Source organism: Mucilaginibacter sp. MD40 (genome assembly GCF_002288635.1).
Taxonomy (GTDB): domain Bacteria; phylum Bacteroidota; class Bacteroidia; order Sphingobacteriales; family Sphingobacteriaceae; genus Mucilaginibacter.
Map to the genome: position 1 here is coordinate 2945961 of NZ_NRSW01000001.1, position 22630 is coordinate 2968590.

Consider the following 22630-nt stretch of genomic DNA (forward strand, 5'->3'; position numbering starts at 1 on the left):
AATTAAGAAGTTCTCTCCCCGGTGTTTAATCCTTCAGGATATACCCCATCCCTATTACCGTATGTATCAGCTTTTTATCAAAGCCTTTTTGTATCTTATTACGAAGATAGTTTACATAAACATCTACCATGTTGGTGCCGGTATCGAAGTTAATTCCCCACACCCTTTCCATGATATACTCGCGTGAAAGCAACTTGTTCGGATTTTTAATAAACAACTCCAGCAGACTATACTCTTTGGCGGTAAGGTTAATTTGTTTACCATCCCGCTCAGCTGTTTTATCCCATGTATTCAGCCTCAGGTCGGCGAAACTTAATACATGGTTATCAGCATCAGCCATTTTACGGCGGCGAAGTAAGGCTTCAATACGCGCTAAAAGTTCGCTGAAATGAAAAGGTTTCACCAGGTAATCGTCGGCACCGGAATGCAAGCCACCCACTTTATCATCAATAGTACCTAAGGCACTAAGCATTAATACAGGGATCTGAGGTTCATCCATACGCAACTGCCGGCACAATTCAATACCTGTCATATCAGGCAGCATCACGTCCAGTATCAGCAAGTCGTACTCGTTATTATCAAATAAATGAAATGCGGCCTCACCTGTAGCGGCAATGTCTACTTCATAATTATGCTCGGCGAGCCCCTTTTTTATAAAGGCAGATACCTTTTCCTCGTCTTCAACAACGCAGATCCTGGCCATGTAAATGTGCTTTTGTCAGTTTATTTTAACAAATATACGTGTTGACAACATATAAGTAGACCTTGTTTTGATGGCATTATACATTTGTTTAGGTTTGCCGCCATAATGGTAAACACAAACACCACTGAAAATCAAAAAATAAACTCCCTTGTAATTGCTGTTATGGCTGTGGCTGCCGGTGTTACAGTCGCCAATATTTACTATAACCAGCCTATTTTAAAAGAAATAGGAAGTTCTGTACACGCTTCCGGGGCAGAGATAGGTAAAGTTTCCATGTTTGCACAGCTTGGTTACGGCTTAGGAATGTTTTTTCTTATACCACTTGGTGATAAAGTTAACCGCAAAAAACTCATCCTGCTGCTAAGCACTATGCTGATGATAGCGCTGGCAGGTTTTAGTTTTGCCACTAAAATATACCAGGTATATGCCTTAAGCCTGCTGGTAGGTTTGTTAGCCACCTCGGCCCAGATACTGATGCCTATGGCCGCTACTTTAGATAGTGTTAACCGCGGAAAAACGGTAGGCAAGGTATTCAGCGGCATACTGGTTGGCATACTCGGCGCACGTGTTATTAGCGGGTTAATTGCCGGGTGGCTGGGATGGCGCTGGGTGTATGGAATATCTGCAATAATGATTTTGGTGATCATTATCCTGTTAAAAATATTTTTGCCTGATGTTCCGCCAAAATTTAAGGGCAACTATGCAGGTTTACTTAAATCGGCCCTTTCACTCATCCCTGAGTTTAAAGTTTTAAGGCAGGCGGCCCTGTTGGGCTTTTTCACCTTTGGCATATTTTGTTCTTTCTGGACCACACTTACTTTTCATCTCAGCAATGCACCGCTTAATTACTCACCGGGCACTATTGGCCTTTTTGGTTTAATCGCTATAGGCGGGGCTCTTGTTGCTCCATGGTTTGGTAAGCTGGCTGATAAAGGCAATAGTTATCGATCACTGATATTCACAGTGGGTATGATCATTGCAAGTATTATATTGATCAAAGTACTCCCTTATTCCATCGTAGCACTTGTGGTGGCTATCTTTTTCCTGGACATAGGTGTGCAGGCTACACAAATTACCAATTTTGCCCGCATATACAGCCTTGATGAGCATGCGCACAGCCGTTTAAATACCATATACATGACCACCTATTTTATTGGCGGATCCATCGGTACTTATTTTGGACTACTATCATGGAAAATGGGCGGCTGGGAAATGAGTACCTGGCAAATGCTACTTTGGGGTATGCTGGCACTCATTATCGTACTGCTTAGTAAAGCCGAAACCTCATCAAAGTAAATAAGTGATTATCCTGCTGATTAAACCTTTAAAAACGCTTTTTTCCTGTATAGGAAATAAAGCATAGCCCACTTGACCATTACAAAACAAATAGCCATTACTACTATATTCCAAGGGTCGCCCACTAACTGGCCCAGCCAGCCAAAAAAGCCCGCTGTAGCATAATTCCAGTTAATAAACTTACTGGAGATGTAAATTAGGATGGAATTCATGCCAATTACCTTGAAATAAAAGGCCCAGCTCTTGTATCCTAAAACGTCAATGATATAATAAAATAGTGCAAGCAAAAGCAGGCTTAAGCCACCTACCTGCATCACAAATGAACTTGTCCACAAGTTTTTATTAACAGGGAAATCAAGGTTCCATATTTGCGCTATTACAATAAATATTACACCTGCAGCCGCTAAGATAAACGCTTTGCGTCCTTTATGCTGATGCCCCGTTTTCAGCAAACTGCCCGCAAGTATACCGAGCAAGCCCGTGCTTATAGCGGGTATAGTAGAAAAAAGCCCTTCCGGATCATGAATTTTCAGATAAAGCCGACCGGGCAGTAATAACCTATCTACATAGGAGGCGAAATTACCCTGCATAGTTAAATCGCCAGGAGCAAAACCGGGAGCTGCCGCAAATTTCAAAATAAGCCAATAACCAATTATAAAGATCCAAAACCAGGCAAATTGCCATTTACGGTTGGCAAACAAGTAAATAAAGTTAGCAAACATATAAGCCAACCCTATCCGGCCTAATACTGACGCAAAACGTATTTCGGAAATTGGTTTTAATTCTTTCAGGCTGTTATTTACCAGTAACCCCAGCAATATAAGTATAATGGCACGTTTAACTACCCGCCAAACCAGTTGACCCTTAGTTGCGCCCTTTTCTAACTCGCGACCTACGGAGTATGGCGTTGCCACACCGGCAAGAAAAAGAAAAAGAGGAAATATGAGATCATAAGCGTGAAACCCGTTCCAATCCGGATGAGTGAACTGTACAGAAAGCGCTTTCCAGAACGGCGAGCCTGTTACCTTTGCAAGTGTGTGGAATATTTCTTCGCCGCCAATTATCCAGAACATATCAAACCCACGCAGCGCATCTAAAGAATACAACCTTTCATAGGTAAATGGTGAGGTATTGACATCTGAAGATGCAGGTATATCTGTATGGTTGGCCATAGCTGTATATTGGGTTTGTTAACGTTATCGCTATGAAGATAATCAGATCATATCTTAAATTCAAAATATCGCCTGGCATTATGGTAACAAATATCGGCGATGATCTTACCTGTCCATTCAATGTCATTAGGTAATTCTCCCTTCTCTATATCATCGCCAAACAGATTGCAAAGTAATCGGCGGAAATACTCATGGCGGGGGAACGACAGGAAACTACGCGAATCTGTAAGCATGCCTACAAACCGGCTCAGTAAGCCCATGTTCGAAAGCGCATTGATTTGCTTGATCATACCATCTTTCTGATCCAGGAACCACCAAGCAGAACCAAACTGCACCTTACCGGCAACAGAACCATCGTTAAAATTACCTGTCATGGCAGCCATCACCTCATTATCGGCTGGGTTTAGGTTATAAATAATAGTTTTAGCCAAACGATCGTCCTTATCCAAACGGTTAAGAAAACGCGACAACGCCCTTGCCTGGCTAAAATCACCTATCGAATCAAATCCCGTATCAGGCCCGAGTTTAGATAGCAATCGTGAATTGTTGTTTCGTAAAGCGCCGAGGTGGTATTGTTGTACCCAACCCTTTTCATGGTGCCATAAAGCCAGGTTATACAACATAGCCGACTTAAACTTTACCTTTTCGGCATTAGTTACCGGCTTTTCGCTTCGCACCTTCTCAAAAATTAAACGTATTTCCTCATCTGCATAATCCTCCGCGTAAATGTGCTCCAGGCCATGGTCGGCCAATACACACCCGTTTGCGGCAAAATAATGATGGCGGTTTTTAAGCGCGTACAGGTAATCGTCAAAGTTTACTATGGGCGTATTAGCTACTTCTTCCAGCCGTGTAATATAGGCGTTAAGCGCGGGTACATCTTCAATATACATGGCTTTATCCGGCCTGAAGGTTGGGAACATTTTTACTGTTCCCCCTTCTTTTTTTAACTGCTCATGATGTAAAAGATCATCCAGCGGATCATCAGTAGTACATACCACTTCTACATTCATCTTCTCGAGCAATTGCTGTACAGCATAATCGGGCTGCTTTAATTTCTCAGACGCGTCGTCATAAATAAAGTCGGCCGTACCGGGCAATAACCGGGAGTCAATATTAAAATAACGCCTCAGTTCAAGATGCGTCCAATGGTATAATGGATTGCGGAGGGTGTATGGTACGGTTTCCGCCCACTTTTCAAACTTCTCAAAATCAGCCTTCCCACCTGTGATGTATTCTTCACTTATGCCATTAGCGCGCATGGCACGCCACTTATAATGGTCGCCATAAAGCCATGCCTGGGTAAGGTTATTAAAATTGATATTACCGGCAATTTGCTCCGGCGATAAATGGCAGTGATAATCTATGATAGGTAGATCTCTGGCATAATCATGATACAACCTGCGGGCGGTATCAGAGTGCAGCAGAAAGTCATCATCTAAAAAATTTCTCATACAAGCTCAATGTAAAGGCAATGTATTAAAATTTTTAACAAGCCGTTACTCCGGTTGATAATGAATGAGAATATCCTGTGAATTTAACTTGCGCTTTACACACCGAGGTTAGCAAATATTTCCCTTATAGAGAAATTTGCACCGCAAACATGCTCATCAGCCGCACCATAATAAACGGTAAGTGTATCACCATCTTCCTGCAAGACATGCCCATTGGTAAATACCACATGCCCGAAGAAGCCCGTCATTTCGTAAGAGGCGATAGGCTCCATAATGGGCTCGGTAGAACGCGCTAACACAACAGATGGATCATTAAGATCAAGCAATGCGGCACCCAGGCAATAACGATGTTCGCGAGTAGCACCGTGGTATATCTCCAGCCATCCCTTTTCTGTTTTTATTGGCGAGGCACCTGCACCCACCCTTCCGCTATCCCACATCCCTTCACGTGTTTTTAATATGCACTTGTGGTTTCCCCAGTGTACAGCGTCGGGTGATTCGGCCAGCCAGATATAATTTCCGCCAATGTCAACACTGCTGGGGCGATGCAGGGCGTAATATTTCCCGTTTATTTTTTCCTCAAATATGGCTACATCCTTGTTGTGTGGCGGCAATATCATGCCGTAGCTGGTGAAAGATTTCCAATCGGTAGTTGTGCGCATACCTACTCCAACACCACTATCGCTAACAGCTGTAAATGTTAAATAAAACTTCTCTTCAAGTGCAGTAACCCTGCAATCTTCAATACCAAATGTTTGTAAAGGTCCTGTTCCGAAAAGTTTGGGATATCCTTCGGGTTCATAGAAACGCTTACCGTCATTACTGCATAATAAACGTAAATGCGAGAGAGTGGTAAGATAATCGACACCCTTATAACGCACCACCCTGGCATCAGTCGCAATCAGATCAGCATCATCAAGGGCTATTTCCATTATCTTTGTTTCTCCTGTTTCAGTAAGTACAGGGAATGAGATGTGTACTTCGTTTTGCTTGGGTCTTTCGGCAACCCTTACTAATAGCCAGGTTTTTCCCTCGTATTTAAACACACCTGGATTTAACAAACAGGCTATTAACAGCCCCTCCGCGCTTGGTGCAAGATCATCAGGTGAAAGCAGAGGATTTTCGGGGAAACGTTTAGCGATATCAGCCATAAATGTTTTAGTTGTAGCTTTATAACATTTACGCTTTGCAATGGTTCATACAGATACTATATTTGTTGCATACTCGCCGTTACTTCTCTTAAATTTTGCCGACATTGTTTATCATGCTGGGAAATCATGAGCATTCAAATAGTAAGTTACTAAGTCTAAAAAATGCCATCAACTATCAGTAACATATCACTAACTTACCAGGTACCGGAACATTTACCGATAGCGATATATCAGTGCGATACGGCAGGAAACATTACCTCTTATAACCAGGCGGCTACCAAATTATGGGGGCGAGTACCTGATAAAAGTAACCGGTATACCGGCGCATATGCTATTTACAATGCCGCCGGACAAGCGCTTGCTTTAGAAGAGCACCCTGTAGCCCGTACCCTGCGCAGCGGTGTGAATGTTGACGGAGAAGAATTGATCATTGAACGGCCCGATGGAAGTACAGCTAATGTGATGGCCTATTGTGTACCTGTTTTAAATGATGTACAGATCATTACCGGCGCGGTAAACACATTGATTGATATTACCGAGCAACGTACCGGGGAACGTAAACATAATATACTTGCTGCTATTATTGAAAATTCTGATGATGCTATTGTCAGTAAAACGCTTGACGGCATTATTACCAGCTGGAATAATGGCGCACAAGAGCTGTTTGGCTACGCGGCAGACGAAATAGTAGGCAAATCCATCACTACAATTATACCGGTTAATAGACTGAACGAGGAAACAGATATTATCAGCAAAATAAAACTTGGCCAAAAGGTTGATCATTTTTCTACCTACAGATTACATAAAAACGGCCATGAAATACCTGTTTCGTTAGCGATATCTCCCATAAAAGATGTTCAGGGCAATATCATTGGCGCATCCAAAATAGCAAGAAATATTACCCGGCAACTTGAGGCCGAGAACAAACTGCAGCGTTATGCGGAAAACTTGGAAATTTTCAATTATGTAGGTAAAGTTGTTTCAGAAAACCTGGATGTGCAGGAGATATTGCAGAAGGTAACCGATGCTACTACCCTTTTAACCGGGGCCGCTTATGGGGCATTCTTTTATAATAACATTGATGAAAACGGAGAATTTTATACACTTTATACCTTATCAGGCGCACCGAGGGAAGCTTTTGAGCATTTAGGCGTTCCGCGTAAAACCAAGTTATTTAGCCCAACTTTTAGCGGAATAGGTATTGTGCGTGTTGATGATATCACTAAAGACCCACGATATGGCCAAAACAGCCCGCATTACGGTATGCCATTAGGTCATTTATCTGTAGTGAGCTATTTGGCTGCACCTGTGCTATCTAAAAACGGCGACGTAATAGGGGCACTTTTCCTGGGCCATCCGGAGTCTGCTATGTTCAATGAAGAACATGAGAACCTTGTAGCAGGTGTGGCCTCACAGGCCAGCATAGCGCTTGACAATGCCAAACTATACGAAGAAGTACAAAGGCTAAATTCCAAAAAAGATGAGTTTATTGGCTTAGCAAGCCACGAACTAAAAACGCCGGTAACCAGTCTTAACGGTTATCTGCAAATTATTGACCGCAATTTATTTGATGGCGACAGAAATAAAACCTTTGTTAAAAAAGCGATAGCGCAGATCGGTAAACTTTCTGACCTGATTTCTGACTTACTGGATGTATCAAAGATCGAATCGGGCCAGTTGCCTTTGAATTATACCCAATTTGACATCGCCCAGTTAGTTGATGATATTACTGAAATAATGCAGTATTCAACCAAATCACACAGGATAATTATCTGTTCAGAGGCCGGAGATATCAATGTAAACGCTGATAAGCAACGCATTGAGCAGGTGATCATTAATCTGTTATCAAACGCTATTAAATATTCGCCAGAATCAGGCCATGTTAATATCACCGTTTCAAAAAATGAGAATGCGGTAAGCGTTGAGGTGCAAGACTTTGGTATAGGTATTAGTAAAGAACAACAGCAACGTATTTTTTCGCGATTCTACAGGGTAGATGATATAGCTTCGCATATCTCCGGCCTGGGTATAGGCCTATACATCAGTAATGAAATTATTAAACGCCATAAAGGCAGCCTTTCAGTTACAAGCAACGCCGGCAAAGGATCTGTATTCAAATTTGAAATACCGGCCATTCAGGCCTAACCGCATTATTTTTTGTGTAAAACAAAGGCCCGGTTTCCCGGGCCATTTGCTATATAATAGAATTAATGATTTACATACCGGTGCGCGGTACTGTTGGTGCGCCAACAGGTGTAGTTGAAGGCGCTGTAGGTGATGTTGACGGCATTGGTGTTGGAGTAGCCGGTGTAGTTCCTGGTGTTGTGCTTGGTACGCCCGGGCTGGTTGGTGCCGGCATAGTTGGCGTGGCGGGCACAGGAGCCGGTGTAGTTGGACTTCCGGGATTTGTTGGCGTTGTTGGATACGAGGAGTTAGTAGGGTTTGTTGGTGTGTTAGGAGTAGTAGGTGTACCAGGCATTGTTGGGTTACCCGGAGTGTTTGGCACTATTGGCCTGGTTGGTGTACCCGGTGTTGTGGTACGGCCCTTAGTTCTTTTAGGAACTGTATCCTGATTCGTGGTCAGCTCATTTCCAAAGGCGGCCTTGTTAATATTATTGTTGGTGTGGTTATGGGCCACAGCATAATTTAATCCAAACGCGGCTACTGCCGTCGCTATTATCACACTCATCTTTTTCATAGCGTATGTTATTAATGGTTTATATAATTAACTATAGAATAACATACACCATGCCAAAAGAGAAAAAATTTCAATTTTTATTATTTAAAAATTACTTCATAAATACCTTGGTAGCACCATAACCAAACTTTTCCTTCTGCGCATCCATAAAAGTTTTCACCTTTTGATTTTTGGCTAATAACTTATGCAACTCATGCCGTAATATGCCATTACCGGTACCATGTATAAAGGTGATCTCATGCACTTGGTGTACTATTGCCGCCTCAAGCGTTTTATTGAAGTGGCCAATTTGTATAGCGAGTATTTCGCTACTACCCAGGAAATGGTAATCCTCTCGTAATTGCTCTATATGCAGGTCTATTTCGGTGGCCGGTTTTTGTATTTCCTGCTTTTCCTGCGCCGGCTTAAAAAAGCTTTCCTTTAATTGCACAGGGTCTATAATTACTTCCGGTTCATCCAGTTGTATCATCCAACCCTGCTGTTTTATATAGGGTACTGTCTTTTTTGCGCCCGCAAAATCTTTTGCTTTAAACTGCTCACTATATTGCAGCGGTTCTTTAACAGGTTGGGCCTGTTTAGTATAAAACACTATTTGAAAAACAAATGAAGGCCACAACTGCAGGTCAGATAATTTGGCTGAGTATATTTTAGCAACGGCTTGTGGTTCAATAATTCCCGCATATTCTCCTTTTTGCTGCTTTTGCTGTTTAGTTTGTAAAGCAGTGAGTAACTGGTATGATGTTTCGTTCACCAGGTAAAAATGTACCAGGCTGTTAGCATTAACATCTGGTATTACGGCAATGTGTACACCCGTTGTCTTAAATTCGCCTTCAGGTATTTTTATCTGCGGTGCTTCCTCGTCATGGCTCTCCTCTCCTCTGCCATGCACAAAGGTTACTTTATTAGCCAGCACAGGTATTTCAAAATCATCGTCGCCGGTAACACCAATCATCTGGTCGTCTATAATTCGTGTTACGTAACCTTCCATCTTTTCGTCAACAAACCGTACAAAATCGCCTAACTTATATTTCATAATGCAAGTATAAGCAGCAATTGTGCCTGTTTAATGTTATTATTTTAAAGATGCATTTGGGTTGACCAGTTATGCTACTATTTAATAAATTTGTTGTACATAATTTCAGATACCTATTCAATGACTTTTACCCCTGATAAAGATGTTAATTTCCTTAAAAGGATATTTATGCATCATCTTAACCGCATCTATAATGGTAAATGCTTTTTACGCGACCATGCGCAACACCTTGAAGAATCAGCCTCGTTCAAAGGGCTGCAATTAGCGCTTGATGAATTTACAACTGATGTAAAAAAGCAAATACAGCGCATGGAAGAAATTTACGCTCTTGTTAAAGAAAAGCCTGCCCCGGAAAGCTGTAACCCTATACGCAATATTGTTAAAGACGAGTTTTGCATTGATACAAACCAGGACCTGCCAGTATTAAACGATCTGGATATTATGCTTTACGTACAAATACTCGAGCATATTAACCTTACCTCCTACCGTATGCTAATTATGCTGTCTAAACTTTTACAGTATAACGATGTAACCCAATTGCTGACTGAAAACCTTGACGAATCTACAGATAATGACCAGTTATTTGTACTGATTGCTAAAGAATATATAACAAAAGATCAGGAGATATTAAAAAAACAAAGCCGGACATAAAGTACCGGCTTTGTATAGTTATTTAATACCCCTACTAAAATAACTTATCACAAAGGAAAAGAATTGCAACGCAACTTACAAGTAAGTTATGTAACAATTTGTTTACTTAAACTATAAAGCAATCATTCTGTATATTTTTAATTTATCTCAGTTGTACTTATCAAATCACCCATAAAATGTTTAAAAAATTAATTGTTGCTGCAATTTTAAGCGCAACGCTCTCACAGTTGCAGGCGCAAACCCTGTATATGCCACGCGATATAAAAAGGGCTTATGCCAACGGCACACGGAGTATGGATGGTAAGCCCGGCCCTAAATACTGGCAAAACCATTCAAGGTATGATATCTCTATCACAACAGCCCCTCCGGAGTCACTGGTAAAAGGGGTTGAAACCATTACCTATTACAATAACAGCCCTGATACCTTAAAAAGGCTGAATATGAAACTTATCCTTAATGTGCACCGCCCAGGTGCTGCAAGGATGGGTGCAACCAGCCCTGACTACCTTACAAAGGGTGTGCAGATTGATGATTTTAAAATTTCCGGGCAAACTCGTCAGTGGAATAATGCCACCATGGGCTCAACCAACCAAATGGTATCACTACCCAAGCCCTTAATGCCGCATGATTCTGTGCAGCTTAACATCACCTGGCATTTTGATGTTTCTAAACAAAGCGGCCGCGAAGGTATGATTGATTCTACCAGTTTCTACCTGGCTTATTTTTACCCTCGTGTTTCGGTGTATGATGATTACAATGGCTGGGACAGGATTGAATTTATAGACGCGCAAGAGTTTTACAACGATTTTAATGATTACACTCTGAATGTGACTGTCCCTAAAAACTATGTGGTTTGGGCTACCGGTACTTTACAAAACGCTCCAAAGGTATTACAGAAAGAGATTAACGATCGATTACAGAAATCATTCTCAAGTGACAGTACCATCCATGTGGCTACTGCCGATGAAATGGCAGCGGGAAAAGTGACCGCACAAAATGCCACCAACACCTGGAAGTGGACAGCCAGTAACATCAGCGATGTAGCTGTTGGCATCAGCAACCATTACATTTGGGATGCAGGCAGTGTGGTGGTTGATAGAAATACAGGCAGAAGGGCAAGCATGCAGGCAGCATACTCTGTACAGGGTACAGATTTTAAGCAATCGGTACAATTTGGCCGCAACGCCTTAAGTTGGTTTAGTACCAACTGGCCGGGAGTGCCTTACCCCTTCCCCAAAATGACCGCATTCCAGGGGTTTGCAGACATGGAATATCCTATGATGGTAAATGATAGCCAAATGGGCGACCCTGGTTTTGCACAACTGGTACAAGACCATGAAATAGCACATACCTGGTTCCCGTTTTACATGGGTATAAATGAAACCCGTTATGCCTTTATGGACGAAGGTTGGGCAACCACGCTTGAATATTTGATAGGTACTGCCGAAAAGGGTAAAGAAAAAGCCGATGCTTTTTATAAACAATTCCGTATTAACGGCTGGATCAATAACCGGTCAAGCAATCAGGATATTCCTACCATTACGCAAACCAGCGAACTTACCACCGGCTATGGTAACAACGCTTATGGAAAGCCATCATTAAGCTACTTAGCGCTTAAAGATATGTTGGGTGACGAACTATTTAAAAAAGCTTTACATGGTTACATGGACCGCTGGCACGGCAAACATCCTATCCCGTGGGATTATTTTAACTCCATGAGCAATGTATCAGGCAAAAACCTTACGTGGTTCTTTAATAACTGGTTCTTTACTAATGGTTATGATGATCTGGCTATAAAAAATGTAGTGACAGGTAAAGATGGCTATACCCTAACTATTGCCAATATGGGTGGTTTTGCCATTCCGTTTGATGTGGTTGCTGAATATACCGACGGTACTAAAAAAACTATACATCAAACACCATCCATCTGGGAAAAAAATCAGAAAGAAGCCTTAGTAACATTTGTAAACGTCAGAGGCAAAAGCCTTAAGTCCATCACCTTAGATAATGGTATATTTATGGATGCTACACCTGGAGACAACACCTGGCTGGTAAAAAAATAAATATTTACTAAACAAAAAAAACCAGCCTGCAGGCTGGTTTTTTTGTTTTAATCAATTATATTTTCAACTGTTCTGGATAGAATTATTCCAGTCATTAGCTGTGCTTTTCACTCGTGATTTAGCTTCATTTGCGCCATTTTCAGCATAATCTTTAGCTTTATCTTTTGCATCATCGTAAGCATCACGTGCGTGGTCTACAGCGCCATTGATTTTTGATTTTACAGAATCAACAACATTGCTGCTGTAATCTTTTACGTTCTCAACTGTGTTTTGAGCTTTGTCCTTAGCTTTATTTACAAGGTCATTTACATAATCAGCAATATCGCCGCGTAAATCCTCGCCTTTTTCAGGGGCCAATAATAAACCTAAAGCGGCACCCGCTGCAGCACCTATTAAAAGCGCTGCTATAACTTTTGCTTGATCTTTCATATTTGTTACTTTTTGTAGATGAATATGTCCTTGTCTTACAAATACCATACCGTACTATTTATCTTTTTGTTAATTAGCAGGCGTATCACAACTCTTGCTTGTAAATGTGCCCACACAAAAAAATAGCCGCCTTGTTAACTAAACAATGACGTGGACCAATGTATTAAATTTGATGCAGGACATACATTTCAGGAAGATGTTTTTCCTGATGGTGTTTATAACAGCAGCTTTTTTAATTTTTTTAAAATATAAACTGCTTCCTTATTTTAACAGATGGGAAAGCCCGGGTTACCGCTTATTGAGATGGGTGCTCGACGCGCTGATCCTGATCACTTTCGCTATTATAGCCATAGCGGCGGTAGCGTTTTGGATGAGCGGTAACAGATAGGTATAAAAACAGAACATCCACCTTTTGGGGTGGATGTCCATACAATTTGTAATCTTAGTTATATAGATATATTAAACTACTTTTACGTTTACTGCATTTAAGCCTTTTCTTCCGTTCTCAACTTCGTATTCAACTTTGTCGTTCTCACGGATTTCGTCAATAAGGCCTGTTGAATGAACAAATATGTCCTGGCTACCATCAGCTGGTACGATGAAACCAAAACCTTTTGTTTCATTGAAAAATTTAACTGTTCCTTGTTTTTGCATTATAATATTTATTAAAGTGCGCAAGGTATGTATAATAATCGGCATTGCTGTCATATTAATATAAAAACAGCGCAGGCAGCTTAAGCAACAACTGCCAAATGCCTATTATCAAGCGTATCTTCAGAATCTTTTACTATACTCCGTATCTTTTCATCAAGTTCGTTAACAGTGGTTTCCATGATATCGAAATAATTAAAATGTACATTTTCCATTTTAATAAGATCCATGATACCTAAAAGAGAAGCCACCGGGCGGCGCAGCTCATGTGATTGTATCAAGGCTATGCGGCGCAGGGCCTCATTCTGGGCATTAATGTATGCTTCCTGGCGTTTATGCCTGGTAATATCTGTTGAGCTTAAAGCTACACCCATAATATCACCACCGCTATTCTTCACCGGTATAAAAGTGGTTAGTTTCCAGCAAGCATTAGGTGTGCCACTCATCAACATCCACTCCCGTTTTATACTCCTTCCAGCAAGGGCCAATTTAAAACACTTTTTAAATTGACTGAGTATTCCAGGGTCTGTGTATAGTAATATATCATCCTGACAGGTAAGCTCATGCTTGTAATTGTCTTTGATAAACACCGCCGCAGATCTGTTAAAAGCAATTACATTATAACTGCTGTTCACCAGGAAATGCATATCGGTTGAACTATCAAAGATGGCCTTTAATTTAAGTTCCGACTCAATAATGGCAAGGCTTTGCTCCTGCTCAATATGATGTTTTTCCTCCAAAGTTTTCAAGCTCCAGTTCAATTCCATTATATGAACTACTTGTTTGGCCATTATGAGTAAACTTTTTTTCTGATGCTCGGAGAGTTCGCGCGGCCTTTTATCAATCACGCAAAGGCTGCCTATGGCGTACCCTTCCTTACTGATGAGCGTAGCCCCGGCGTAAAAGCGCACATGTGGGTCGTCCGTAACTAAAGCATTATTTTTATAAACCTCATCCTGTAGCGTATCGGGTACAATATAAAGGCTATCCTGGAGAATGGTTTTTTTACAAAAGGAGACTTCTTTAGTCGTACAGTTAAGTTCGGTTCCAACTGATGCTTTAAACCATTGCATCTTGTCGTCAACCAGGGTAACCAATGCTATCGGAGTATCACAAATTTCGGCTACAAGTGCAGTAAGATCGTTAAGATCGGCGGTTGTACCTGCGTCAAGCTGTTTAAACCTGTTCACTATTGTGAGCCGTTGCTGCTCATTTTGATTCATTTGGCGTAGGTACTGGGGATTATTGCAAATATTTTTTCAATAATACACCACAATTCACCTTTTGTTTCAAAATGATGTTTAAACATTCTTAAAGGTTTTCAGAATGTAAATAAATTGTTGCTGGCAGGCTAAATACTGCTATCAGCGTAAACGCTCTGAACTTTATCGCGAAGGTTATAGTTTGAAGCCATTACCTCACCGTATGCCCCTGCAGTACGTATAGCAATTAAATCGCCTCGGAAAGATTGAGGCAGTTCAACATCTTTGCGGAAACAGTCGGTACTTTCACATATAGGGCCCACTACATCATATTTTACCAGTGAATGGTTAGGGTTGGGTTGTGAATGCTTTTCAGACCTTTGACTTAAATTTTCAATAGCATGATAAGCCTGGTACAACATGGGCCGCATTAGTTCCGTCATACCCGCGTCCAGTATCAAGAAGTTTTTCTTTTGGCCATTCTTCACATACAGCACTCTCGCGATAAGCGAAGCCGATTGTGCAACCAATGCCCTTCCAAGCTCAAAATGTACTTCCTGTCCTGGTTTTACGTTTAAAAACTGGCTAAATACTTTGAAATAGCTTTCAAAATCAGGCACATTGGTATCAGGGTGATAATAATCGACACCTAAGCCTCCGCCCGCATTTAAAATTTTAACATTAAAGCCCCTGCCTTCGAACCAGTCCTGTATTTCATTAATGCGGTTGCAAAGGTTCCGGAAAACTTCCATATCGGTTATTTGAGAACCTACATGGAAATGAATACCTAAAAAATTAATATGGCTTAACTTGCGTAAGGTATCCGCTACATCATTAAGCTGCCAGGTATTTATGCCAAATTTATTTTCATCAAGCCCGGTAGTAATAAAGTGATGAGTATGCGCATCAACATTAGGATTGATGCGGATGGCTACCCCTGCTACCTTACCCTTAGCGGCGGCCAGTTCATTAATAATTTCCAGTTCCTGTACCGATTCTACGTTAAAGCAAAAAATATCAGCGTCCAGTGCTTCATTTATTTCCTTGTCAGACTTACCTACACCTGCAAATACCACCTTGTTTTTACTAAAGCCATGGTTAATAGCGGCCTTCACCTCATTGCCACTTACACAATCGGCACCAAAACCGTAGGATTGCACCATATCAATAACCTTGGGGTTAAAGTTGGCCTTCATAGCGTAATGCACATGAAACCCGTATTTTGATGAGGCATCGCGACAGGCATCAAGCGTATTTTTCAATACGCTAAGGTCATAGTAGTAAAAAGGGGTTTCAACGTTGGCGAAACCTTGTATGGTATTGTTAGTGAACATGTTTGTAAGTCAAAATTAAAAAGTCAAAGTTAAAAACCGACCTTTTCTATCACGTCAATGCTTCGTCCCTCGCAATAACGCCCTAATATTATGTGCTATAATAAAGTTTAAAACAACCTGCTATGCAAGCTTCTCAGAACTTCCGTTTTTTCCTCGGTTTTTACAAGCAGGGAAAGGTTATGATCGCTGCCTCCGTAAGATATCATGCGTACAGGTACATGTTTTATAGCATCCAGCACCCTGGCTGCATAACCATTTTTCTCAGCGGCAAAGTCACCTACAACACATATAATGGTATGGTTAACATCTACCTCAACTGTACCAAACGCCGCAAGCTCTTTAGTGATCTCGCCCAGATAAGTAGTATCATCAATGGTAAGCGATACAGCTACCTCCGAAGTGGTGATCATATCTATAGACGTGCGGTATCTTTCAAACACCTCAAATACCCTGCGTAAAAACCCGTGTGCAAGCAACATACGGCTGCTATGTATTTTAATAGCGGTAATATCGTCTTTAGCAGCAATAGATTTAATTTTATCCTTTTCGCTGGTATTGGTAATTAATGTACCGGCTGCCTGCGGATCCATGGTATTCAGTAACCGAACCGGGATCTTATATTTCTGTGCCGGGAACACACTTTGTGGGTGTAATATTTTTGCGCCGAAATAAGCCAGTTCTGCCGCCTCATCGAAAGAAAGCTGGGCAATTGGTTTGGTATTGCTAACAATACGCGGGTCGTTATTGTGCATACCGTCTATATCGGTCCATATCTGCACTTCTTCGCTGCGGATGCCTGCGCCTATCAGTGAGGCTGTGTAGTCGCTGCCGCCACGGCGCAGGTTATCAATCTCGCCAAAGGAGTTACGGCAGATAAAGCCTTGTGTAATAAACAGGTTAACCTCCGGATGCTTATCAAGCCTTGGCGTTAAGTGCGAGGTGATATAATCTACAACAGGCTCGCTATCCTCATCAGTCTTCATAAAATCAAGTGCCGGTAATAAAACCGAAGGCACTCCGATTTCTTTCAGATATATATGATATAAAGTGGTTGATAGCAATTCGCCCTGCGCCAGGATGATTTTATCTTCAATGGTTGTAAAAAGATCATTCGCCAGGCTGCTTAAAAGCCCGAAATGATGATCTATTACCCCTTTGGCCTGCTCATAAAATTCATCTTTACTGTAAAGTTCCTTTATAATCCCTTCGTACTTTTCTTTAAGAATCTGAATTAGGTTGGCGGCTTTTGCTTTATCGCCGGCAAGGTATGCCTGTCCAATTTCAACCAAATTATTGGTAGTGCCTGACATTGCCGAAAGCACTACGATCTGCCGCTCCTGAGGGTTAATGATATCCAGCAGCTTTTTCATACGGGCGGGACTGCCGACCGATGTTCCGCCAAATTTTAAAACTTTCATTCTTTATTTCCGTTTACCACAAATGATTGATATTCTTGTATCAATATTTTAGGCGCTAAAAATAGGATTTTAAACCACTTATCTTCTTAAAATGATTAAAATAAAATTCGGAACGGATGGCTGGAGAGCTATCATTGCTGATGACTTGACCCTTGAAAACGTTAAACGTGTAGCTTACGCTACCGCACTGTGGCTTAAAGACAATTTTGAAAACCCATCCGCGCTGGTAGGCTGCGACCCACGTTTTGCCGGGCCGATGTTTGCTGATGCTACTACCTGCGTGCTGGCATCACAAGGCATAAAAGTTCACCGTGCCGAGAACTTATTTGTTTCTACACCCATGATCTCATTGGGAACTGTGCGTACCCAATCATCAGCAGGTATTATTATTACGGCAAGCCATAACCCGCCTGCTTACAATGGCTACAAAATTAAGGCTTATTATGGCGGCCCTGCTACTCCTGATGATATTGAAAAGGTTGAAAAACAAATACCCGATACCTTAGACCTGCAGTTGAAAACTGTAGCTGATTATGTTACTGAGGGTTTGGTTGAGTACATCAACCTGGAAGATATGTATGTAGAACATGCTGAAAAAAGCTTTGACATACCTGCCATACGCGATAGTGGTTTACAATGGGCTTACGATGCCATGTATGGCGCGGGCCAGAACGTAATGCGCCGACTGTTCCCGGATATTACTTTCCTGCATGCCGATTATAACCCCGGTTTTGACGGACAGGCTCCTGAGCCTATCCAGCGTAACCTGCAGGAGTTTGAGCAACTGATCAAACTTTCTGAAGGCGAGATCGCATCGGGCTTGGTTACCGATGGTGATGCCGATCGTATTGGTTTGTATGATGCTGACGGCAACTTTGTTGATTCGCACCATATTCTTTTACTGCTTATCCATTACATGTATAAGGTAAAAGGCGAGCGTGGCGAAGTTTATTCAACTTTCTCCTGCACCAGCAAAATACAGAAACTTTGCGATGCTTATGGCTTAAACAATACCGTTACCAAAATTGGCTTTAAATATATTTGCGACCTTATTGTTAACTCCGGCAAACCATTTATGGTAGGCGGCGAAGAATCAGGCGGTATAGCGGTTAACGGGCATATACCTGAGCGCGACGGTGTTTGGATAGGTTTGATGATTTGGGAGTTTATGGCAAAAAGCGGCCGCACCCTTAAAGAACTGGTACAGGAGATATATGATGTGGTTGGCCAGTTCGCGGTTGAGCGTTATGACCTGCATGTTACCGAAGAAAAGAAACAAGCCATTATCAGCGCTTGTAAAGGCGGCCAATATACTTCGTTTGGCAATCTTAAAGTGGAGCGTACAGAAGACCTTGATGGATTTAAATTCTTCTTTGGCGATGATAGCTGGGTAATGGTACGCCCATCAGGTACAGAGCCTGTATTGCGCGTTTACGCAGAAGCACCTACAACAGCCGAGTCGTTTAAAATATTAGATACCGTAAAAGCTGAATTACTTAAGTAATACTTTATTTAGATACGAATATCTTATATCAAAAGGCTTGCTTCGGCAGGTCTTTTGGCATTTAAGCGGGGCACATTTAAAAAAAATAATTATTTTGGGAGCTTATCATCGCTCCCACTCATGAAAAAACCGTTAGCTACTATATTACTTTTTATTGCGGCATTTACCATGGCGCAGGCACAGAATAACACTCATCTCGCGGAATTACAACAAAAATTTGTAGACCTAAAGTTCGGTATGTTTATCCATTTTAACATGCCTACTTACATGAATGCCGACTGGCCCGACCCTAACGCACCGGCAATCGCCTTTAACCCTAAAAAACTTAACGCAGACCAATGGGCGAAAGCAGCTAAAAGCGCCAATATGGTATATGGTTGCCTCACTACCAAACACCATAGCGGCTTTTGCATATGGGATACCAAAACTACCGATTACAACGTAATGAATAGCCCGCTTAAGCGCGATGTGGTAAAGGAGTATGTAGAAGCTTTCAGGAAAAACGGACTCAAAGTGATGTTATATTACTCCATATTGGACACGCATCATCAGCTTAGGCCCAACAGCATTACGCCCAAACATTTTGAAATGGTAAAGGCCCAGCTAACGGAACTTCTTACGCATTATGGTAAAATTGAGGCTTTAATTATTGATGGCTGGGATGCGCCATGGTCGCGCATTAGCTATGACGATATCCCTTTTGAAGATGTTTACCGCCTGGTAAAATCATTACAGCCTGATTGTGTTCTGATGGATCTCAACGGTGCCAAATACCCGGCTGAGGGATTGTTTTATACCGATATTAAAACTTATGAAATGGGAGCCGGGCAGCGCCTTGCCAAAGAAACCAACGTAATGCCGTCTCTTGCGTGCCTGCCCCTACAACAAAGCTGGTTCTGGAAAACAGATTTTCCAACAACGCCGGTAAAAGACGCGGCCAAAATGGTTAACGAACTAACTACCCTTAACAAAGCCGGCTGTAATTTTATTTTAAATGTTGCCCCTAACCGCGATGGTTTGTTTGACGACAATGCGCTTGCCGCGCTCAAAGAAATCGGCAAACAATGGAAAAATGATTACCCGGCCGTAAATTTTGCGCCTACCGGCAAACCCATCATATCAACTAACCTGGCTAAACGCAAACCAACAAACAGCAGTTGGAGCGACGATATGAATATCATGGATTTTGCTAATGATGATGATTTTACTACGTCATGGACATCAAACGCCGAGGTAAAAACACCCTGGTGGGAAGTAGATTTTGGACGCGATACTGAATTTAATACCATTGCCATCACTGAGCCTAAAGCCAATATTACCGCCTATCATGTAGAATATTTACAGAACGGAACCTGGAAAACACTGTTAAAAGGCAATACTGCTAAACGCGTAAAAATTCACCGTTTTGCAACAACCTTGGGCAATAAGGTGCGCGTGGTTATTGACGAGGCTAACGCCCCGGCATCCCTTACGGAAGTAGGTATTTATAATGAGAAGGGTAAATGATAGTACTTTAAAGCATTTTAATATACCCGTTTGCCTCAACCTCTTTTAAGGTGTACGGCTTTAAGAAAAGATTTGGTAACTGGCTGCTAAAACCTGCAGTTGGAACACCGTTGATGGAATTATTTAAATTGTAATAAACGCTATTTGCGTAAGCAGGAGCATCGGCACTGGTTTGTGCGAATGATAAACGCACTTTACCCAGGTCAACACCATCCATTTTATGCAACTCAGAGAATAAGAAACTACCTGAAACAGAAGGTGAGAATATACCGGGACCTACCGATTTAGCAATGCTACTGTAATAATCATAACGACCAGTTGTACTAATTACTAAATAGTCTTTAATAGAAAAGTCTGCGGAATAGTAAGCTGAATTAACTTGCTTACTAGTAATTATATCAGTATTTGGGCCTGAGTTACGTGAACCGAAGTTTGTAAGGCTATAGAAGTAAGGTATGATGAAACCACCCTGCCCTTCAATAAATGTTCCGTCAGCGTTTGATTTACGGATGTTACCACCAAGGCTGAAATCAACATTTAACAGGTCTTTAACCAGGCTATGTTTGGCATTTAACAAAACGTCAGTGTTAAACTCTGTTATTTGTGCATTGGCCTGTCTCATGGTTCCATTATCCCCGCGGTAACCTGTACCTGTAGGTTCAATATCTACCCTTTTGTCATTGCTAACGTCGTAACCTACACGGCCTTGTAAATAAAGCCAATTTGTGAAGTCATATTTAGCTGACAATGCAGATATTAACCTATTTCTTTGCGTATTTTTTTGAAAATTATATGCAGCAAAGTATGGGTTGGTTACATAGCTGTCATCGGTAAAGGTTAATTCTTTACCATCCGGAGTTACGCCTGGAGCCAAAGTAGCCTGATCCTGGTTAGGCGCTAAAAACTGAACGTTATTAGGGTTGCCCGGACCATCACTTAAGCCAGCTCTGTTTTTAGAATTTTCTAAAACGTAGTTGGCTACAACGTTAACATTTAATTTTGGAGTTACCTGTTGGCTTCCGTTAAAGTTAAACGTTTTCCTGTCCAGATAGCTGTTAGGTACCATAGAATTGGCACGAAGATCTGACAAAGATAACCTGAATGCACTTTCTTTACCGCCACCTGAGAAAATAGCAGTGTTTGTAAAAGAAGGAGCTGTACGGTAAAAATCGATATAATTGCTAACGGGAGAATAAGGGTGGTCTTTACCGTCTATTTGCGGTACCATACTACCATCCATTTTTGTACCCCATGCTAAGCTGCCTGAATTACGTGCTTCATTAAGTGAAGTTGGCTTTGCAGCTACACCGGCGGCATTTAATATACCCTGGCCATATACTTGTTGAAAATCGGTATTATCTACAGGTTTGTCAAATTGAATATTGGTGTTGAATTCCACACCAAAAGCCGAATTCTTTTTACCGGATTTTGTGGTAATCAAAATTACACCGTTCGCAGCACGGGTACCGTACAACGCAGATGCAGATTGCCCCTTCAATACAGTCATTGATTCGATATCATCAGGGTTGATGTTTGAGATACCATCACCGTAATCAGCACCACCCCACTCACCTGAAGCACCTCTTTGCGTATTATCCATAGGTACTCCATTTATTACGTATAAAGGGCCACCGGCTGTAAAGCTGGTTAAACCGCGTAACAAAACGCGTGCAGAAGAACCAGGGCCACCATTTGATGCACCAACACTTAAACCCGCTACACGGCCTTGTAATGATAATACAACATTAGTTTCTTTTGCTTTATTAAGTGCATCACCATTTACGGTTGATACTGAGTAACCCAATTTTTTCTGCTCCTTAGTAATACCAAGCGCTGTTACTACAACCTCATTTAAACCTTTTGCTGCTGGCAGCATTTTGATGTTAATAGTTGTCCTGCCGGCAACAGCTACTTCCTGAGTTTGGTAGCCTATAAATGAAAATACAAGTGTTGCATTATCAGGAGCATTTACTGAGAAGTTACCACTTGCATCGGTAACCGTACCGCCAGAGGTACCTTTAACGCTTACAGAAACGCCTGGCAGCGGTGCACCATTCTCGTCTAATACTTTACCTTTAATTGCGGCAAAGTTTACCAGTTTGTTAATATCAACGGTTGCTTTTGTAAGCGGGAATGCACTCGCTACTGATTGCAGCGTTACAGGCACGGTTAAAGCAAGTGTCAAATTCATTACCAATACCGACTTTCTGGTTGAAAGCCCGTATTTGTTTACTACACCCTTTGGGTGTTTAATAAATTTCATACTGTGAGTTATTTTAATTGATTAATTTATTGCAATACATGTTCACCAATAGCAGTATCTGCTAAAATAAATTGGTGTAAACTAATTGTTATTGGCTATTAG

At 41.6% G+C, this 22630-nt stretch carries 19 protein-coding genes; 8 read left to right on the forward strand and 11 right to left on the reverse strand.

Going from position 1 to position 22630, the window contains the following annotated elements:
• Positions 1–25 precede the first annotated feature (25 nt).
• Positions 26–703, reverse strand: a complete 678-nt coding sequence (locus CKK33_RS13385) for a response regulator transcription factor (protein ID WP_095704588.1) — start codon at positions 701–703, stop codon at positions 26–28.
• Positions 704–808: 105 nt separating this feature from the next.
• On the opposite strand from CKK33_RS13385, the gene CKK33_RS13390 reads away from it, so the two are divergent.
• The gene (locus CKK33_RS13390; RefSeq protein WP_095704589.1) at positions 809–1999 is read left to right on the forward strand and encodes an MFS transporter; all 1191 of its coding nucleotides are present in this window, start codon (positions 809–811) and stop codon (positions 1997–1999) included.
• A gap of 20 nt (positions 2000–2019) precedes the next feature.
• Here CKK33_RS13390 and CKK33_RS13395 read toward each other — a convergent pair whose 3' ends face one another.
• The 3 genes from CKK33_RS13395 to CKK33_RS13405 form a co-directional block, all read right to left on the reverse strand.
• Entirely contained in the window at positions 2020–3171 is a 1152-nt protein-coding gene (locus CKK33_RS13395; protein ID WP_095704590.1) for an acyltransferase family protein, read from the reverse strand.
• Positions 3172–3218: 47 nt separating this feature from the next.
• The gene (gene uxaC / locus CKK33_RS13400) at positions 3219–4625 is read right to left on the reverse strand and encodes a glucuronate isomerase (protein WP_095704591.1); all 1407 of its coding nucleotides are present in this window, start codon (positions 4623–4625) and stop codon (positions 3219–3221) included.
• A 95-nt stretch (positions 4626–4720) separates the two neighbouring features.
• Positions 4721–5776, reverse strand: a complete 1056-nt coding sequence (locus CKK33_RS13405; RefSeq protein WP_095704592.1) for a glycoside hydrolase family 130 protein — start codon at positions 5774–5776, stop codon at positions 4721–4723.
• Between the two features lie 162 nt (positions 5777–5938).
• Here CKK33_RS13405 and CKK33_RS13410 point away from each other — a divergent pair, with 162 nt between their 5' ends.
• Together CKK33_RS13410 and CKK33_RS13415 are read left to right on the forward strand one after the other, a co-directional pair.
• Positions 5939–7921, forward strand: coding sequence for a PAS domain S-box protein (locus CKK33_RS13410; RefSeq protein WP_095704593.1), 1983 nt, complete (start codon positions 5939–5941; stop codon positions 7919–7921).
• A gap of 65 nt (positions 7922–7986) precedes the next feature.
• Positions 7987–8349 carry a hypothetical protein gene (locus tag CKK33_RS13415; RefSeq protein WP_198952470.1) on the forward strand — a complete coding sequence of 121 codons (363 nt, stop codon included), beginning with the start codon at positions 7987–7989 and terminating at the stop codon, positions 8347–8349.
• 216 nt (positions 8350–8565) lie between these two features.
• On the opposite strand, the gene CKK33_RS13420 is transcribed toward CKK33_RS13415, so the two are convergent.
• The gene (locus tag CKK33_RS13420; protein WP_095704594.1) at positions 8566–9507 is read right to left on the reverse strand and encodes a Smr/MutS family protein; all 942 of its coding nucleotides are present in this window, start codon (positions 9505–9507) and stop codon (positions 8566–8568) included.
• 120 nt (positions 9508–9627) lie between these two features.
• Between CKK33_RS13420 and CKK33_RS13425 the strand changes: the two genes are divergently transcribed.
• Together CKK33_RS13425 and CKK33_RS13430 are read left to right on the forward strand one after the other, a co-directional pair.
• Positions 9628–10158: a DUF892 family protein gene (locus CKK33_RS13425; RefSeq protein WP_095704595.1), complete on the forward strand. Its 531-nt coding sequence runs from the start codon at positions 9628–9630 to the stop codon at positions 10156–10158.
• A gap of 176 nt (positions 10159–10334) precedes the next feature.
• On the forward strand, positions 10335–12221 hold the full coding sequence (locus tag CKK33_RS13430) for a M1 family metallopeptidase (protein WP_095704596.1): 1887 nt from the start codon (positions 10335–10337) through the stop codon (positions 12219–12221).
• A gap of 63 nt (positions 12222–12284) precedes the next feature.
• Here the strand turns inward: CKK33_RS13430 and CKK33_RS13435 are convergent, their stop codons facing one another.
• Positions 12285–12650, reverse strand: coding sequence for a YtxH domain-containing protein (locus CKK33_RS13435; protein ID WP_233138217.1), 366 nt, complete (start codon positions 12648–12650; stop codon positions 12285–12287).
• 145 nt (positions 12651–12795) lie between these two features.
• On the opposite strand from CKK33_RS13435, the gene CKK33_RS13440 reads away from it, so the two are divergent.
• Positions 12796–13038, forward strand: coding sequence for a hypothetical protein (locus CKK33_RS13440; protein WP_143822958.1), 243 nt, complete (start codon positions 12796–12798; stop codon positions 13036–13038).
• Between the two features lie 71 nt (positions 13039–13109).
• Here the strand turns inward: CKK33_RS13440 and CKK33_RS13445 are convergent, their stop codons facing one another.
• The 4 genes from CKK33_RS13445 to CKK33_RS13460 form a co-directional block, all read right to left on the reverse strand.
• Complete coding sequence (locus CKK33_RS13445; RefSeq protein ID WP_095705855.1) at positions 13110–13304, reverse strand: cold-shock protein; 195 nt, start codon at positions 13302–13304, stop codon at positions 13110–13112.
• Positions 13305–13384: 80 nt separating this feature from the next.
• Positions 13385–14524, reverse strand: coding sequence for a GAF domain-containing protein (locus tag CKK33_RS13450; RefSeq protein ID WP_095704599.1), 1140 nt, complete (start codon positions 14522–14524; stop codon positions 13385–13387).
• 128 nt (positions 14525–14652) lie between these two features.
• Positions 14653–15837, reverse strand: coding sequence for a diaminopimelate decarboxylase (gene lysA / locus CKK33_RS13455; RefSeq protein WP_095704600.1), 1185 nt, complete (start codon positions 15835–15837; stop codon positions 14653–14655).
• Between the two features lie 107 nt (positions 15838–15944).
• The gene (locus CKK33_RS13460; RefSeq protein ID WP_095704601.1) at positions 15945–17255 is read right to left on the reverse strand and encodes an aspartate kinase; all 1311 of its coding nucleotides are present in this window, start codon (positions 17253–17255) and stop codon (positions 15945–15947) included.
• A 91-nt stretch (positions 17256–17346) separates the two neighbouring features.
• Between CKK33_RS13460 and CKK33_RS13465 the strand changes: the two genes are divergently transcribed.
• Together CKK33_RS13465 and CKK33_RS13470 are read left to right on the forward strand one after the other, a co-directional pair.
• A complete protein-coding gene (locus CKK33_RS13465; RefSeq protein ID WP_095704602.1) occupies positions 17347–18759 on the forward strand; it encodes a phosphoglucosamine mutase in 1413 nt (470 codons plus the stop codon).
• A gap of 120 nt (positions 18760–18879) precedes the next feature.
• Positions 18880–20265 carry an alpha-L-fucosidase gene (locus CKK33_RS13470; protein ID WP_095704603.1) on the forward strand — a complete coding sequence of 462 codons (1386 nt, stop codon included), beginning with the start codon at positions 18880–18882 and terminating at the stop codon, positions 20263–20265.
• 7 nt (positions 20266–20272) lie between these two features.
• On the opposite strand, the gene CKK33_RS13475 is transcribed toward CKK33_RS13470, so the two are convergent.
• On the reverse strand, positions 20273–22528 hold the full coding sequence (locus CKK33_RS13475; RefSeq protein ID WP_095704604.1) for a SusC/RagA family TonB-linked outer membrane protein: 2256 nt from the start codon (positions 22526–22528) through the stop codon (positions 20273–20275).
• Positions 22529–22630 lie beyond the last annotated feature (102 nt).